General features: G+C 63.0%; 12 protein-coding genes, 1 tRNA gene and 1 pseudogene. 4 read left to right on the top strand and 10 right to left on the bottom strand.

All coding sequences use genetic code 11. The features are described from left to right. Positions 1-104: 104 nt before the first annotated feature. Positions 105-1,094 (bottom strand): glycosyltransferase family 2 protein, encoded by a 990-nt coding sequence (locus NATTI_RS0103480; protein ID WP_006089440.1) that lies wholly within the window; start codon positions 1,092-1,094, stop codon positions 105-107. 192 nt (positions 1,095-1,286) lie between these two features. Here NATTI_RS0103480 and NATTI_RS0103475 point away from each other — a divergent pair, with 192 nt between their 5' ends. Together NATTI_RS0103475 and NATTI_RS0103470 are read left to right on the top strand one after the other, a co-directional pair. Further along, entirely contained in the window at positions 1,287-2,546 is a 1,260-nt protein-coding gene (locus tag NATTI_RS0103475) for a polysaccharide deacetylase family protein (protein WP_006089441.1), read from the top strand. Further along, entirely contained in the window at positions 2,546-3,634 is a 1,089-nt protein-coding gene (locus NATTI_RS0103470) for a glycosyltransferase family 2 protein (protein WP_006089442.1), read from the top strand. Before NATTI_RS0103475 ends, NATTI_RS0103470 begins: the two co-directional genes overlap by 1 nt. Before the next feature lie 163 nt (positions 3,635-3,797). On the opposite strand, the gene NATTI_RS0103465 is transcribed toward NATTI_RS0103470, so the two are convergent. The 9 genes from NATTI_RS0103465 to NATTI_RS0103410 form a co-directional block, all read right to left on the bottom strand. Next, entirely contained in the window at positions 3,798-4,220 is a 423-nt protein-coding gene (locus NATTI_RS0103465; RefSeq protein WP_027119048.1) for a CBS domain-containing protein, read from the bottom strand. A gap of 753 nt (positions 4,221-4,973) precedes the next feature. After that, positions 4,974-6,605 (bottom strand): oligosaccharide flippase family protein, encoded by a 1,632-nt coding sequence (locus NATTI_RS0103455; RefSeq protein ID WP_006089444.1) that lies wholly within the window; start codon positions 6,603-6,605, stop codon positions 4,974-4,976. Between the two features lie 170 nt (positions 6,606-6,775). Beyond that, positions 6,776-8,257 (bottom strand): hypothetical protein, encoded by a 1,482-nt coding sequence (locus tag NATTI_RS0103450; protein WP_006089445.1) that lies wholly within the window; start codon positions 8,255-8,257, stop codon positions 6,776-6,778. An 858-nt stretch (positions 8,258-9,115) separates the two neighbouring features. Continuing rightward, on the bottom strand, positions 9,116-9,778 hold the full coding sequence (locus tag NATTI_RS0103440) for a helix-turn-helix domain-containing protein (protein ID WP_006089446.1): 663 nt from the start codon (positions 9,776-9,778) through the stop codon (positions 9,116-9,118). A gap of 352 nt (positions 9,779-10,130) precedes the next feature. Further along, entirely contained in the window at positions 10,131-10,763 is a 633-nt protein-coding gene (locus NATTI_RS0103430) for a DUF7344 domain-containing protein (protein WP_006089448.1), read from the bottom strand. Positions 10,764-11,145: 382 nt separating this feature from the next. After that, positions 11,146-11,457 carry a GNAT family N-acetyltransferase gene (locus NATTI_RS0103425; protein WP_081603648.1) on the bottom strand — a complete coding sequence of 104 codons (312 nt, stop codon included), beginning with the start codon at positions 11,455-11,457 and terminating at the stop codon, positions 11,146-11,148. A 144-nt stretch (positions 11,458-11,601) separates the two neighbouring features. Next, a tRNA-Gln gene (locus NATTI_RS0103420) sits at positions 11,602-11,674 on the bottom strand. A gap of 233 nt (positions 11,675-11,907) precedes the next feature. Beyond that, on the bottom strand, positions 11,908-12,681 hold the full coding sequence (locus NATTI_RS0103415; protein WP_006089450.1) for an ABC transporter permease: 774 nt from the start codon (positions 12,679-12,681) through the stop codon (positions 11,908-11,910). Next, the gene (locus NATTI_RS0103410; protein ID WP_006089451.1) at positions 12,678-13,679 is read right to left on the bottom strand and encodes an ABC transporter ATP-binding protein; all 1,002 of its coding nucleotides are present in this window, start codon (positions 13,677-13,679) and stop codon (positions 12,678-12,680) included. The genes NATTI_RS0103415 and NATTI_RS0103410 overlap by 4 nt, the downstream gene beginning before the upstream one ends. A 651-nt stretch (positions 13,680-14,330) precedes the next feature. Between NATTI_RS0103410 and NATTI_RS25180 the strand changes: the two are divergent. Together NATTI_RS25180 and NATTI_RS0103400 are read left to right on the top strand one after the other, a co-directional pair. Continuing rightward, positions 14,331-14,891, top strand: a pseudogene (locus NATTI_RS25180) (LLM class flavin-dependent oxidoreductase); the annotation flags it as partial. 94 nt (positions 14,892-14,985) lie between these two features. Then, a complete protein-coding gene (locus NATTI_RS0103400) occupies positions 14,986-15,555 on the top strand; it encodes a GrpB family protein (RefSeq protein ID WP_006092405.1) in 570 nt (189 codons plus the stop codon). Positions 15,556-15,598 lie beyond the last annotated feature (43 nt).

Raw genomic sequence — 15,598 nt, 5'->3', positions numbered from 1 at the left:
CCGTTGCACGCTCGAGAGTGATCTCCGTATCGTTTCAGCCAGTAAAACAACGGATACTACGTCATTGTCTAACGGCGACACGTACTCGTGTCGGCAGGACAGCGCTAGTCGGTGAACACGCGACGAGCGACGCACGTCTGCGTCAGGATGATCGCTACAAGAACGAATGCGACCGTCGCGACGATCGGAACCGGTCGCTGTCGAACGCCGACGCCGGCGGCCCAGCAGAGTCCCGGATACTGCCGCCGCGACGGCGCAGCCTTCCGGAGGTGCCAGAGGCCGCGGAGGAGTCGCCCCTCCGAGAAGTAACACTTCGCGAGGATGAGCTGGTGGCTCGAGCGAATCTCGTAGCCCTCGCTCTCGAAGCGCTCGACCGTCTCGTCGTACATCGACAGGTACTGTTCGTCCGCGTTTTTGATGACATCCGCTGGCGGGATGGCCGTCTCTTCGCGGACGACGAGTTCCTCGTCGACGTACGCGAGGTTGCCCGCCTCGAGCACCCGCAGGCAGAACTCGGGGTCCTGAAACCGGTCGAGTTGTTCGTCCCACCCACCGATATCACGGGCGACATCGGTTCGAACGACCAATGTCGAGCCGGCACCCGGCTGGACGTTGTCCGCCAGGATCTCGCCGATCAGTTCCTCGCCGCCCTCCATCGTTGGTCGGTCGTCCCCGCGAGCGAGGACGGTTGCGGCCGTCGATCGGAACCAGCCGTCCGTCCCCGACAGCTCGAACACCGCGTCGCAGTAGACGCCGATCCACTCGTCCGAGCGATCCTCGAGGGTCTCGAGCTGTCGCTCGAGCTTCTCGGAACGCCACTCGTCGTCGGAGTCGAGGAAGGCGACGTACTCGCCGCGGGCGTGGTCGATCCCCGTGTTCCGGGCGACGTTCGCCCCTTGGTTGGTCGCGTGGACGACCGGCCGAACTCGCGGGTCGTCGTACTCGGCGAGCACCGAGTCGGTGTCGTCGGTCGAGCCGTCGTCGACGACGACGACCTCGAGGTCGTCGACCGTCTGTGCGAGTGCGCTGTCGATCGCCCGTGGAAGCGTCGTCGCTCTGTTGTACGTCGGGATGATGACGCTGACGCGAGTCATTTTCCGGGGCTAGCCGTTCGCGTCGCATTATTATCGAGTCGATAAACGCCGCGACGGAGCGTTCCGGCCGGTCTCACGAGCCGACCGATCGTCGCAACGGACGCGTGGCGAGACTGGCCGAACGACGCGGACCGGGACGTTACGGGCCTAACAACTCTATAAGAAAGACCGAACGGTTCGTCGACCCCGCCAATGATGAATCGAAACCGACGATCGTTCGTGACTGCCGTCGGCACGGCCGGGGCAATCGGTCTCGCCGGCTGTCTCTCGACCGTCCGCGAGTGGCGCGACGATGGCAGCGAGCCGACGGCCGAAGCACGGTCGCCCGAGGAGAACGGCGGTGACGGGTCCCTCGACCTCCCGGGCGAGACGATCGAGGACTTCGAGGATCTCGACAGCTGGGCGTCGATGATCGATGCCGGGACGCTCGAGACCGAGACGGACGACCCCTACGCCGGGTCGCAGTCGGCTCGCCTCCGCGCGACCGAAGACACCGAGCGGGCGGCCGTCTATCAGGTGCGCTCTGACGGAGTAGATCTGACCGCCCGAAACCTCTCGCTGGCCGTCAACTTCAGCGGTCGCGACCAGCTACACCTCACCCTCGAGTTGCACGCCCCGAACTCCCGGAACGCGTACGCGATGGAGCGTACCCTCACCGGGCCGACCGATCGCTGGGTGCGCGTCGACTTCGGTACCAGCGACGTCGACGGCGATCCCGACCTCACGGACGTCCGCGAGATCCGCCTGACGGCTCGTCGTCGGGGCGATCAGTCCGGCTCGATCGACTGTCGGATCGACGACCTCCGGGCCGTCGACCGACCCGAGACGGGGAAGGTGATGCTGTTGTTCGACGGCACGCTCGAGAGCCACTACGAGCACGCGCTCGAGCCGATGGCCGCGTACGACTTCGCCGGCGTCGAGGCCGTAATCTACGAGGCGCTGGGGGAGTCCGATCGGCTCACGATCGACCAGCTCGAGGAGTTAGACGCCGCCGGCTGGGATATGGCGGCGCGGCCGCGAACCGGCGCGCAGTTCCTCCACGACTACTCGCCGGCGGAACAGGAGGGGGCGATCAGGCGAACGAAGGCGTTCCTCGAGAATCGCGGCTTCGAGGACGGCGCACGACACTTCGTCACGCCGCGGAACGTCCTCGGCCCGGAGACGATCGACCTCGTCCGGGAGTACCACGAGCAAGCGTTCCGCTACGGCGGCGGGCCGAACGCCCTCCCGCTTTCGGACCCGCACAACGTCGGCGTCTTCTCCGGCAGCGACGGCGAGACGACGAAACGGTACATCGACCGCGCCGCCGAGTACGGCCAACTCGCCGTCTTGCACTTCGAACACATCGGCGAGGACGGGCTATCGACGGACGACTTCGAGGAGCTCCTCGAGCACGTCGACGACGCCGACGTCGAGGTCGTGACCGCCTCGGAGCTCCTGGAGGGGAGCTGATGTATCGAGACGCGAGCGTCGGCGTCGTGATGCCCGCCTACAACGAGGAGGGGTTCGTCGGCGACGTGATCCGCGAGATGCCCGACTACGTCGACCGGATCTACGCCATCGACGACCAGTCAACCGATGGCACCTGGGACGAGATCCTCGAGGCGGCCCGAGCGGACGCGGATTCCGACGGGTCGTCCGACTCGAGCAGGGAGGAGCGACTCGTTGCCGACGGCGGATTCTCGGGGAAACGAGCGACGCTCGACGGCGACATCTCCGCGCTCGCCAAACGAGCGTCGGTACGCGACCCCATCGGCCGCGTCGTCCCCATTCGACACCGAGAGAACCTCGGTGCCGGCGGAGCGATCAAGACCGGCTACCTCGCGGCCCTCGAGGACGGCGTGGACGCGACGGTCACCGTCGACGCGGACGGTCAGATGGACCTCTCCCAGATGACGCGACTCCTCGATCCGATCGCCGACGGCGAGGCAGACTACGCGAAGGGGAACCGACTCCTCTCACGGGAATACCGGGCCGCGATGCCGCGATTTCGGTTCGTCGGCAACGCGATTCTGACCTTCCTGACGAAGATCGCCTCGGGCTACTGGAAGACGATGGACCCCCAGAACGGCTACACGGCCATCTCGAACGACGCGCTCGAGGCGGTCGACCTCGAGAACCTCTATGAGTACTACGGCTACTGCAACGACCTGCTGGTGAAGCTGAACGTCCACGGCATGCGGGTCGCAGACGTCGCGATGCCGGCCGTCTACGGCGACGAGGAATCGAGCATCCAGTACTCGAGTTACATCCCAAAGGTGTCGACGATGCTGCTTCAGAATTTTCTCTGGCGGCTGAAGACAAAGTACCTCGCGCTGGATTTCCACCCGCTCGCGCTGTTCTACCTCGTGGGCGCCGGGTTGGCGGGCGCGGGCGTCCTCGCTACCGGCACAACGCTGCTCGCCGCGGTCTCGAGTCTCGGCGCGCTTGTCGGGGGATCGACGACCGTGCTCTTGCTCGTCGCCGGTATCGCGTTCCTGCTGTTCGCGATGGTGTTCGACATGGCCGAGAGCGAGCACCTCGAGATGCAAGTGCAGTAGCGGCGCGTCGGATGGCAGTCGACGGGAATACGGCGTCAGCGTGGAGGACCACTCCCCGATCAGTACAGAACAAGCCGATACCAGATCGGTGACCGATCTCGTCGGTCGTCGGTCGAATCCGTAGATGGTGGAAAAAACGATAGCTCGGCTGCCGACGAGGGAGTCAGTACTCGGGTCTCTGGGCCCGGATCACGTCCGAGAGTTGCATGTGCTCGTCGGCGAGGAGTTCGTTGAGGTCGTCGGACGTGATGATCCCGACCAGTTCGTTGCTGTCGTTACAGACGGGGAGTCGTCGGATACCGTGCTCGCTCATCAGCTCGGTCGCCTCGTAGAACCCGGCAGTCTCGTCGACGGTCGTCGGATCGTCGGACATTACGTCGGCAGCCGTCGTCTCCGCTGGATCCATTCCTTCGCCGAGCACGCGTGTCGCGAGGTCGCGATCGGTGACGATCCCAGTCGGCTCGTCGCCGTCCGTGATGACGACGCTGCCGACGTGAGAGTCGTCCATGCGTGTCGCGAGTTCTTGAACGGACTCGTCTTCTTGTGCCGTTACTACATCAGTTCGAGCGAGGTTTTCTAGCGGCATGAACCCGCATTGCCGTCCCACCAACACGTGTATAAACCCATACCGTACCGCCAGATAATCGTGATTATCACTCAGATTGACGGGGCGAACGCACACGAAGTGAGTGTCGGCTTTACAGTTCGTGACTGGTCGCCCCAGTCGGGATGAAAGCCACTACCGTCTGCTCCTTCGACGGGCCGCTCCCGTCACTTCGGTCGACTTCCGCCAGGTCCCGTCGCGTCGGCCCTCGAGAGGACCCGCACACTGATCGCCGACACAGTTGGCGATCAGGTGTGCACTGACTTGCAATGGCTCCTATTATTCTCCATCGAGAGGATTACTGTCGTTGCGTTACTCCCTCTAAAGCGGCTGAACGGGTTCTGTATCCGATGCCGAGCGCATCGCAGTTCAAACACTTCCAGCGGTATTCACCGTCGAACCCGCGGATGGAAACGGTAGCATCGCAGTCGGGACAACGCTTCCGGCGACGCGACGCTCGTACACGCTCGAGAATATCGACGACGGTCCGATTCTCGTTCATTACACCCCCTGCTGTGAATCGTCCCTGTATAGGCTTTCTCGTTCGAGGCGGGTCTCGGTCAGCACGACTCGCCCGCAACTGTTCGCCCCGACAGCCGTTCCGGCGATCAGTTCGCCCACGCACTCCGACCGCAGCGACTTCGAGTGTAACGCTCGAGCCAACACCATCCCCCGTCTACTCCTGACCGTTCGATCCGACGCTCGAGTGCGACCCCGAACGGGGTCCCAGCCACCTCAGGGAGAGACCAACAGCGCATCCGTTTCCAGCACCCCCAGCGCGAGCCCCGAGACGAGCAGCGACAGGCCGGCGACGAACAGCAGGTGTTGGTACCAACTGCGCGGCTGGCCGTCGCCGTCCCCTTCGAGTCGCCCCTGGATTGACGCGGCCATCGAGCCGATCGGATCGGGGAAGATCGACAGCACCTCGAACGGCTCCGCCGGATCGAGCGCGCCGACGAGGAGCGCGAAGGCGACGAAGATGGCAAAGCCGACGGGCGGGACGACGGCGAGGGCAAGCCACGGACTCGAGATCGCCGTCGCGAGGGCGACGATGGGGGCGCCAGCGAGGACTGTCGTCAGCGCCACTCGACCGATTCGAGCGTCCGCGAGCGGATCGAAGCCGACGTGTCGGGCGGCCCAACAGTGGAAGACGAACATCGTCCCGTAGCCGACGCTGGTCGCGACGGCCGCGCCGTGCATCCCGTAGCGCGGGATGAGCGCGACGTTGAGGACGACGTTGATCAGCGCCGCCGCAGCGGTGGCCGCGACCGGGTATCGAAGCGTCCCTTCGCCTTGCGAGACCGCCAGAATCGGCCGCGCGAGCGCGAAACCGAGCGCGCCGGGGAGCAACAACAGGAGGGGAGCGATCGCCGGCGTCGCCTCCGAGCCGAAATAGATCGGCACGGCCACGTCGGCCAGCGCCGCGAGCCCGACCGCCATGACGGCCGTCAACAGGAACGTGTACCGCGTCGCCTTCGACGCGAGTTCCGAGATCTTCCGGTGGCGGTTCTGCGACCAGAGTTCGGAAGTCGAGTGGACGAAGACGGTCTGGATCGCCAGCGGGACGAACCAGAGGAATTCGGCGAGCACCAGCGCCGCCCGGTAGTTGCCCACGTCCGCGCTCTCCCGGAAGTGCTGGAGCATCACGATGTCGATGTGGTAGAGCGACATCAGCAGAAAGACGAGGACGATGCTCATCGAGTTGAACGTGAGCATCTTCGTACGCGGGAATCGCTCCGTCGGCTTGCTGTAAATACACGACAGCGAGATCCGACGGTGGACGATGATCAGTCCGGCGACGGCCACGAGCAGGCTCGCGGCCAGGTGGCCCGCGAGTGCGCCCATCACGCCGAACACGTACGCGAGCGGAAGCGCGACGGCGACGAACCCGACCTTGTCGAGGATCTTCAGCGGCTCGGAGTATCGCTCGAGTCCGAACCCCATGAGCGTCTTTCGGGCGTAGTCCCGAAACTGCGCCGTCACGACGAGGACGGCCAGAACGTAGAAGTATATCGTGAACTCCTCGCCGAAAGCGATGCTGACGACGCCGAACTGGGCGGCGAGTACCAGTAACACGGCACCGACGGCGGCGAGACCGACCGCCAGCCGAAAGTAGAAGCCGACGACGTGTTCGCTCCAGTTCGTCGCGTTGCGGTCCTCGGCGAGGAACTTCCGGACACCGTCGGTAATCCCGGAACTCACGAAGATCATGTAGATCGCGAAGACGGACATCAAGAAGGCGTACTCGCCGTACCCCGACGCACCGAGAAACCGGTACAGCAACGGCGTCGAAATCGCGGTGAGGACGAGTACGACGACCTTCGCGCTGACGACCGAGAAGACGCCGCTCGCGATGCTTCGGTTCACGCGATCCCTCGGGAGCGTTCGAGCCGAGAGTCGACGGCCCCCCTCGCCGACGGTCGTTCAGCGTCCACCGTGCTCACAGTATCAGTACGGTGGCGACTGCGAGGCGTTATTATACGGGTGTTAAATGGCCTCTCGAGAGCGTTATTGGCACTTTCTCCAGCCGTATCGATCTACTCGTAGCTGTTCTCCCAGGTCGTAACCCCGCTCGCACCGAGGTCTCGAATCCCGTCGACCAGTCGGTTCTTCTTGAACGTCGGATTCTCCGCGGACGCGTAGAGACAGACGGCCTCGTCGTCGCCCGACGACTCGAGGTCGGAGTCGCGAACGAGCGTGTCAGCTCCCAGGTCGACGAAGGGATACTGGCTGGCACGCAGGTCGCTCCGGTAGACGGTCACATCGTCGCCCGTGTTGACGATCGCGTTCCGATCGACGCCGTCGCGACCGTGCTGACTGATGTCGACGTGGCTGAACCGACAGTTGTCTCGCTCACAGCGAATGCCGTCTCGAAGGCCGCTGGCGTCGCCCGCTTCGCCCGAAATCGTGAGGTTCTCGGCGAGGACCGACTCGGTCCGATCGCTGTCGCGGATCCACAGCGGATAGCCGCCTGCCGTCTCGTGGCTGATCTTGGTGGAGGCGATCACGGTCTCTCCGCACTCCGGCGAGAGGACGATACCGTGATTGACGTCCGAACCGCGCAGTTCGAGTCGCGTATTCTCGATCCGGGCGCTCTCACAGGAGTTCATCACCGAAATCGCGTGACTGGTTGGTTTCGGCGATGAGATCTCGACGGCGGCGCCGTGGATCTTTACGTTCTCCCCGTTCTCGACCCGAATTCCGCGCTGCGTTTTGTCTTCCGGACGCGTGTCGTCGACTTTGACTGTCGGCCACCGAATCTCGCTGCCCTGTCCACCGACGCGGACGTTCGCGCCGTTGCTATTTTCATAGAGTCCGCCGTGAACGACGATCGATCCGTCGCCACCTGCCGCGTACAGGCCGTTGTTCGGGAAGGCGCCGAGCCAGCAGCGCCTGAATTCGAGCGTGCCCGCGTTCTGATTGGCCTCGATACCGATGGGACCGCGCCAGCGGTTGCCGGCGTTGGGCGTGTCGTTGATCCAAGCGCCGCCGTCCGGCGCGCGGAAGCGTTCGACGATCCCCCAGCCGTCGGAATCGGTGATGTTGAACAGCCCGGGACCCCACGTACCGCTGTCGTGTTGGCCGTAGACGGTTACGTCACGTACCTCGAGTCGGTCGGCGGCGTTGGCTTCGATGACCCGAATTCCCGTGTCGGGAGCGCGTTGATCGACATCGAACCCCTCGAATCGGAGGTGACCGCCGGGACTGTACGAGACGCCGAGCCGAAACAGCCTGTACTGCGGGCCGGCGAAGTCGTAATAGTTCGCCGGGACCAGCGTCGCATCGTCACCCACGACGCCGAAGTTGTCGAATCCGCTGAACCGGAACTGTTCGTCCATGTAGTACCGCCCTTCCGGGAATACGAGCAGTGTGTCGTCGGCTCGTAGCTCCTCGAGAACGGGGGTGATCGGTTCCTCGCCGGTGTTGTCTGCACCTGCGTCGACGACGTCGACGACGTTTCGGTAGTCGTCGTCGTACTGAGCGTACGGTTCCGAGGCCGCTCCGGCGGTCGACGTCAAACCGATTCCAGCGGCCCCGGTGGCCGCAACACCACGTAAAAACGTTCGTCGTGTTCGGGAATCTCTCGATTCGTGACCGTCATCCCAACGGGCGGATCGAGTTCGCAGAGAATCCTTCCGATTCGAACGCTGCATACCACTTCGTTCCGACATTGATAGTCATTCGTTTTGAGTAATGATGGGGTTCAGTATCTATGGATTCGGATAGCAAGCTTTTAAGTTCGAGATCGAATCTTGTAGCTATCACTCGGGGAACATTAGTAACTGCTACAGACGATTTCACTTCGTGCAAGTAACCGATACAGGTCCGAAAACAATCGTATTCGAGCGTGTACGGGTGGCGAGTTATTACCTATCTAAGAACACAATTATCAGTCACCGATACGGATATCGGTATGGGCATACCCTATGGGATACGGTCGTGATCGGTCGACGATCGGTGAACGGAGTGACAGCAGTAGGGAAGCGAACGTCCATCGGCTAGGCCGAAACCGACGGGGCCAGCAGATCGTGGAACGCAACGCGGTCATCGTCGCAGGTTTTCGACGATATCTACAAGAACAACGACAACGGGCGAGACATCAACGACACGAGCCATAGGATGCCGTTCCCCGCCTGCTCAGCTACATCGAGCACAACCCACGGCGCAGGTATCGACGTGCCATTGACCGAGGAGTACGGCACGTGGAAAACGGTGCAACCGCTGTGGCTGCGAGAGCTTTCGCGAGACGCAGGGACGCTACGGTGTCCCGAGTGGGGACTGGACGGCACCGCGGACGAGAATAGTGTATTCGAACCGAATTCTCGACCCCGCCTCCGAGGCGGGGCTGTACTGGGATGGGTCAGATTGGAGGGCTGTCAGGCCCAGTTGCTCGGCGTGCGGTCGTTCTCGAGCGTGGCGGCGATCAGCTCCGAGACGGCGCGTCGGATCCGCTGTGAGACCGCGGAGTCCGAAATCTCGAGTCGGTCGGCGAGCCCGTCCTGGGTAATTCCGCGCGGAATATCGAAGTAGCCGGCGTAGTACGCCATCAGGAGAATCTCGTGTTGTTGCTCGGTCAGGAAGTACGTCCCGTTGTCGGAGACCGAGAGGTCGTACAGCTGCGTGACCCGAAACGAAACGCCGCGGTCGCGACTCCACGTTCGGAACGCGGTCAGTGCATCACGGTCCGGCAGATGCACTCGTGCGATCCAGCCCCGTTCGGCGCTCGTCATCGTGAACACGAACAGCCCGCTCTCCGCACACCGATCGGGAACGATCTCGACGGCGGTCTCGACCGTCACGCGGTAGATCGCCCGATTCTCGAAGGTCGCGACTCGCGTCGGGTTCGAGACCGTGGGGTCCTCGTCCATCGCTCGCTCGAGGTGGGCATACTCGTCGCTAAAGACGGAGACGAACTGCAGCGTTCGATCGGTAGTCGTCGCCTCGTACTCGTATCTGATCGTTACGTCGGGATAGCGCGCTATCGTCGGGGCCAACGCGAGGTCGTCGTGAACGAGGTGGACTTCGGCGATAAATCCCATACTAGCCGTATCCTCTGCGGTTCGACCGATGACCCATACTTATAGAGCGGGTAACGGCCGTTGCAGCGGTCGAAATCGACCGTCAGCGATCGGTGAGCGACGTACAGAGGTGGGGCCGTTGGCCTGCCGGAGACGGGTTTGTCCGGCTCAGGCGGTCGCCGTGATCGCATCCTCGACTATTACCACGGCGTCGTCGATCAACTGGTCGTTCCGATACGAGTAGGAACTAGTGCCGTTATCCTTACACGGATAGCGACTCGCAGTCGTCACCAAGCGCAGAATAGGAACCGTGCAGACTTCGTTTGAACGCGGCTCGCGTCCACGGTCCCAACGTGTGGGGTCAGCCTTCGAATCAGTGGACCGGGCGGCCGTCAATGGCGTCGTTCGACGCGAGCGAGTCGGTGATCGTCGTCGCCACCGTTGCCAGTGTAAAGAGGCCGACGATGAGTACGGCGAGCGTCAACTCGGGGATCTGCAACAATCCGGCCATCGTCGCGACCAGCAGTCCGGTGCTCGCACACGCGGACGTTACGTGATAGTCGCCGACGACGCTCGCCACGATCGATCGGGGAGCATCGCGACTCGAGTGATCGTCACTGTCGGTCATGTCCTCGAGATACGGACGGAAGATCTCGATGCGATCGGTCGACCGGACGATTCCGCGAGACTGGTCGTACTCGACGATACCTTTCTTATCGAGTTTCGGGAGGTGGGACTGATAGAGCGGGATGTAGACGCGCTGGCGTTGTGCGGAGGTCAGACTCGCGACGGTCGTCTCGTTCTCTTTCGCCGCGACGTACTCGGCGACGTCGCTCATCTTGACGGGACCGTCCCTGTTTAACAGGTACGCGATCGCGTCTCGACGGCGATTCGTCTGTAGCACGTGAAAGATATCGTCTCGGGAGAGGGGCGACGATCGGTCAGATGTGACCGAATCTGCGGGGTCGTCAGCGCGGCAGCGATATTGGTTCGATATGGAGGTCATGGTCTGCACCCAAAGCAGGTTCGTATGTCGTTGTAAAGCTTTTGTTCTGAACACCTCTTGGAAATATTTCTGAATGATATAAAGAAAACAAGTGGGGCTTACGCTATATCCGATCTGAAACGACCGACAAAGACTGTAGTAGCGACAGTACTGCGGTGTGGTGGATCCACTCGGTATATTGCTTCTTCAACTACTACGTTGAGAATGCAACCGACTGTGCAAAAGGATAATACCAACGTGATTTGGATCGTATGAGATTCTCAGTCACCCACAGTCGTCCGACCTCCTTCCGTCACCGCGCTTGAGTCACCGAACTCTGCTGCTCAGACGGAGATCCTGCAGTCGGAGTCGGGCAAACGCGCGCGAGCGGGCTTTGCCGGCGCTACAGGGAGCGCTCCATCTCGTGTTCGCCGCGGTCGTGTGCCGTCGTCTCGAACCCGGCCGACCGGTAGAGATTCATCGCGATGCAATTGGTTCGAGAGACGGTCAGCCAGACGTGGTCGATCCCGTTTGCCACGCCGTGTCCGAGCAGCCCGCGAATGAGGTGCGTGCTGACTCCCGCCGCCTGGTAGGCCGGCCGGACAAAGGTCGCCAGTTCACCGATGTCGTCGTACGGGATCAGGACAGCGTGTCCGACCACGTCGTCCCGATGGCGAACGACGGTGTTCAGCCCATCCTCGAGGAGCCCATCGATCCACTCGCGGAGACTGCTTACTGCTCGTGAAACGGTTCGTCAGAGAATTGGGCGGGCGGATTCGAACCACGGTCGCAGCGGAGCTGCTCCCTGGTTCGAATCCGCGAGGACATTCGCCGCTCGCGGAATTGCTCGCGGCAGAAGTAGTCCCGGGCGGATTCGAACCGCCGTCATAGGCTCCAAAGGCCCATATGATTGGCCACTACACCACGGGACTTCTCACGTCGTTCGAAGCCCCGTGTACCTCGCAAATCCGTTCGGATTTGCTCACCACCACGGGACTCCTCGTTCATCCTCGAGTACTCGCAGTTCCAGCAGAACTGCGTTCACTTGGGGACTCCAGTTGCGAGATATGAGATGCCCGCACAATAGTGTTACTTTTCGTCTCGAGCCAGCCCCGCCGTCGGCGACTTCTCCGAACGATGTCCACCACTCGAGAACGCCCACCCCTCAATCAGTTCGCGGAATCGACCGCGCGCCGAGGCCGAAGGCGACGACGGCCAGCACGGCTAAAATCGCAAAGTTCGCCACTGCGGGCTCGATACCAGCCACGTCAGCAGTTCCAGCCTCAGGGAACGTTGCCGCACGGACCCCGCGAGCGAAGTACGTCAGCGGCGAGACGTTCACGAGCGGCTCGAACCAGCCGGGGAGTTGCTCGAGCGCGATGAACGTCTCCGAGAGGAACAGTAGCGGAAGTCCGATGGCGTTGCTCGCGGCGATGGCTCCGTCCTGGGAGTCGGTGTAGCTGCCGAGCATCGCACCGATTCCGCAGAAACAGACGACACCGACGAGGATATAGGGGACGAGCCAGAGCGAGAACGCGATCTCTGCCCCCGTCAGGACAACCACGAGCGCGAGGATGAGCACGCTCGCGAGGCCGATGATGGTGGCATTGACCAGCGTCTGGGCGAGCAGCCACTCGCCGCGGGTCACCGGCGTCGTCGCGAGTTTTTCGAAGCGGTTCCCCTCGCGGTGGCGCGCGACCTCGCTCCCCATCCGCGAGAGCGGGGTAAAGAGCACGACGACGGCGAGATACGCCGGCACGTAGTACGCCGGCGGCTCCGTGAACAGCCCCTCGCCCGTCGGATCCGTTCGCACGAGCGCGCCGAAGATAACGATCAGGATCACCGGGAAAAAGAAGGTGAAAAAGACCGCGGTTCGGCGACGAACGAACGAGCGCCAGCCCGCGCTGGTCTCGGCTCGAATGCGACGTAGTCGGCTCACGCCGTCTCACCTGCGCGAGTCGGGTCGGCGGCGGCCTCGTCGGCAGGTTCGTCGCCAGCGCGATCAGTGTGCTCGAGTTCCGTCCGATCCGCCAGCGCGAGGTACACGTTCTCGAGGTCCGGTTCGGCCCACGAGAGGCTGGTGTACTCGATCCCGCGATCCTCGAGGTAGTCGACGATCGTTCCGATCTCCGCGGGTGCGATCTCGCGGACGACGACCGCGCTTTCCGAGTTCCGACCCCGAACTCGGCTCCGTTCCGGGCGGGAAACGGGGACCTCGAGGTCGTCGAAGGCGTCGAGATCGGCGGCCGTCTCGATCGTGAGACGACTCGAGCCGCCGTGTTCCCGAACCAGCGCGTCGGGCGTGCCGCGAGCGACGAGCGAGCCGTCGGCGAGCAGACCGACGCGGTCGGCGAGCCGTTCGGCTTCGGCCATGTCGTGGGTGGTGAGGACGACGGTCGTCCCGTCCGCTGCGAGGTCCTCGATCAGCCGCCAGACCGTTCGCCGCCCCGCGGGATCGATTCCCGTCGTCGGTTCGTCCAGAAAGAGGACGTCGGGGTCGTTGACCAGCGTCGAGCCGACGCAAACGCGCCGTTGCTGGCCGCCCGAGAGATTCTCGTACCAGGTGTCGCCGGTATCCGCGAGTCCGACGTCGGCAAGCACCGCGTCGGGATCCCGCGGATCGTCGTACAGTCCGGCGTAGTAGGAAAGCAGTTCGCGCGCGCTGAGTCGATCCGGCGGGGAGAAGTCCTGCGGGAGGACCCCAAGGCGGTCCCGGTCGATGGCCGTCGGCGCGTCGCCGAGCACTCGAGCCGAGCCCGAATCGGGGTCGGTCGTCCCCGTCAACGCGCGCACGAGCGTCGTCTTTCCAGCCCCGTTGGGGCCGATCAGTGCGAATACCTCGCCGCCCGCGACGGAGAGCGACGCCCCCGACAGCGCGACCGTCTCGCCGTAGGTTTTCTCGAGGTCCGTCGCTTCGACCACGGCTTCGGCTTCCATACGGCCGGCTATCCACCCGTCGCGGGTAAGCGGTTCGATTTCGTCGGTCGGCTCGGCGACGCCAATCGCGCTGTCGATCGGTCGGATGTTTATACGCTGAACAGGCGCAATACCACGACCTTCAGGCCTTGGATACGCGCCGTCACTTAGTGCCACATTCCACCGTCAAGAGCATAGCCGAGTTTCCGATTCTAACGTTCAAGTTACAAGAGTCCCCATAGGCTGGTAAGGTCAGGTCGGAACGGAGCGGATTCCGAACGACCTTCGGAGGCGGCCTGCCCGCTACCCAACGAGGCAATATCCGAAACGCTGACGCGGTGAACACGAATCCTCGAAGGGTTCGTCATTGTGCCCGTCGGTCGAGCAAGCCCGACGATAACTCCGAGTTCGTCGACGTGTCAGCGGCCCCCTGCTGGCAAAAACAACAGATGGGAGCCAAAGACACAGAGGATAGGAGTAACGGCGGTTTGGCACCGCCAGTCAGCCACCGTCACGATGGCTGGGTTAGATGTGGGCTCCCGTAAAGTGGCGGAGTCATGGTTGCGAACCTGAAACTCACACCGCTCGGGATTCCTGCGTTAACGAGACGCGACGCGTCTCGTTCGCACACCAGAACGCGGAGCGTTCTGGGGACGTCTTCAGGCGCAGGAGGATGTCAAGCATAAGCTCTGGACGGGCGAGACCCTCAGCCACCACGGAACGCACTTCACGGTCGAGAACGCGCGCCTCTACACCTGTCCCAACGAGCAGCCGACGACGATAGCGAGCGCGTTCGGCCCGCAGACGGCCGAGTGGGCCGCCGAGAACGGTGACGGGCTCTGGTGTTCCGGCCCGAAAGAAGAGCCAATCGAAGCGTACGAGGATGCCGGCGGTGACGGACCGAAGTACACCCAGCTACACGGCTGTTATGCCGAAACCGAGGAGGAGGCCGTCGAGACGGTTTACGAGTACTGGCCCAACGGCTCCGTGCCGGGCGAACTGGGCCAGGAGCTACCGACGCCGGCACACTTCGAACAGGCCGCAGAGATGGTCGAAAAGGAGGACATCGCGGATGCGGGAACGACCACAAGGCCGGATCCACAAGACCACATCGACAGCATCAAGCAGGCCGTCGACGCCGGCTATGATCACGTCTACGTCCACCAGATCGGTCCCGAACAGGAGCCGGCGATCGAGTTCTACGAGGAGGAAGTGCTGCCGTCGGTTCAGTAGGATCGGTTCGTCGCTGCTTTTTTGCGTCTTCGAGGTCGGCTCCGAGAGGTGCTCGAGCCGAACTTTCAAGTACCGGACATGTGTTTGAGAAACAATGGTCAATCCGAACGAGGATCCGATCGAACTCGTTCCGTCCAGACACGAGGCGTGGCACGAGCGCTTCGACGCCGAACGTGACCGTGTGCAGGATGCGCTTTGCGACGCTGGGCTCGAGTCCGTCGTCGAGCGAATCGAACACGTCGGCTCGACCGCCGTCCCCGGTCTCGCGGCGAAGGATATCGTCGATCTCGATATCGTCGTTGCGGACGACGCTGTTGACGACGTCTCGCGGACGCTCGAATCAGAACTCGGCGGTGATCGAATCGAGAACAGCGACGAGTGGCATCCCGTGTTTCGACGGGAGAACGGCCAGCGGTTCAACGACCACGTCTTCGCGGCGTCGGACGACGGCTGGAAGATCAGCGTGGTTACGCGGGACGTTCTAAGGGCGTCGCCTGCCATTCGCGCGGAGTACGAAACGCTGAAGTTCGATCTGGCGTCCGAACACGACGAACTCGTCGCCTACTCGACGGGAAAGAGGCCCTTCGTCGAACGCGTCCTCGAGGTCGCTCGGACGGACGAAGCGGTAGCGTTTGAGTTTTCGGTTCCCGTCGACCACCGGTAGTCGGGTCGGCCGCCATCGGACCGAGAAATCGGTCGCCGGACTC

Source organism: Natronorubrum tibetense GA33, assembly GCF_000383975.1.
Taxonomy (GTDB): domain Archaea; phylum Halobacteriota; class Halobacteria; order Halobacteriales; family Natrialbaceae; genus Natronorubrum; species Natronorubrum tibetense.
This window is presented reverse-complemented; position numbering and strand designations above follow the sequence as displayed.

Bases quoted from the DNA above. Each gene is read 5' to 3' on its own strand.
- NATTI_RS0103480 (WP_006089440.1), bottom strand. From the start codon at position 1,094: ATGACTCGCGTCAGCGTCATCATCCCGACGTACAACAGAGCGACGACG.
- NATTI_RS0103475 (WP_006089441.1), top strand. From the start codon at position 1,287: ATGATGAATCGAAACCGACGATCGTTCGTGACTGCCGTCGGCACGGCC.
- NATTI_RS0103470 (WP_006089442.1), top strand. From the start codon at position 2,546: ATGTATCGAGACGCGAGCGTCGGCGTCGTGATGCCCGCCTACAACGAG.
- NATTI_RS0103465 (WP_027119048.1), bottom strand. From the start codon at position 4,220: ATGCCGCTAGAAAACCTCGCTCGAACTGATGTAGTAACGGCACAAGAA.
- NATTI_RS0103440 (WP_006089446.1), bottom strand. From the start codon at position 9,778: ATGGGATTTATCGCCGAAGTCCACCTCGTTCACGACGACCTCGCGTTG.
- NATTI_RS0103430 (WP_006089448.1), bottom strand. From the start codon at position 10,763: ATGACCTCCATATCGAACCAATATCGCTGCCGCGCTGACGACCCCGCA.
- NATTI_RS0103410 (WP_006089451.1), bottom strand. From the start codon at position 13,679: ATGGAAGCCGAAGCCGTGGTCGAAGCGACGGACCTCGAGAAAACCTAC.
- NATTI_RS0103400 (WP_006092405.1), top strand. From the start codon at position 14,986: ATGGTCAATCCGAACGAGGATCCGATCGAACTCGTTCCGTCCAGACAC.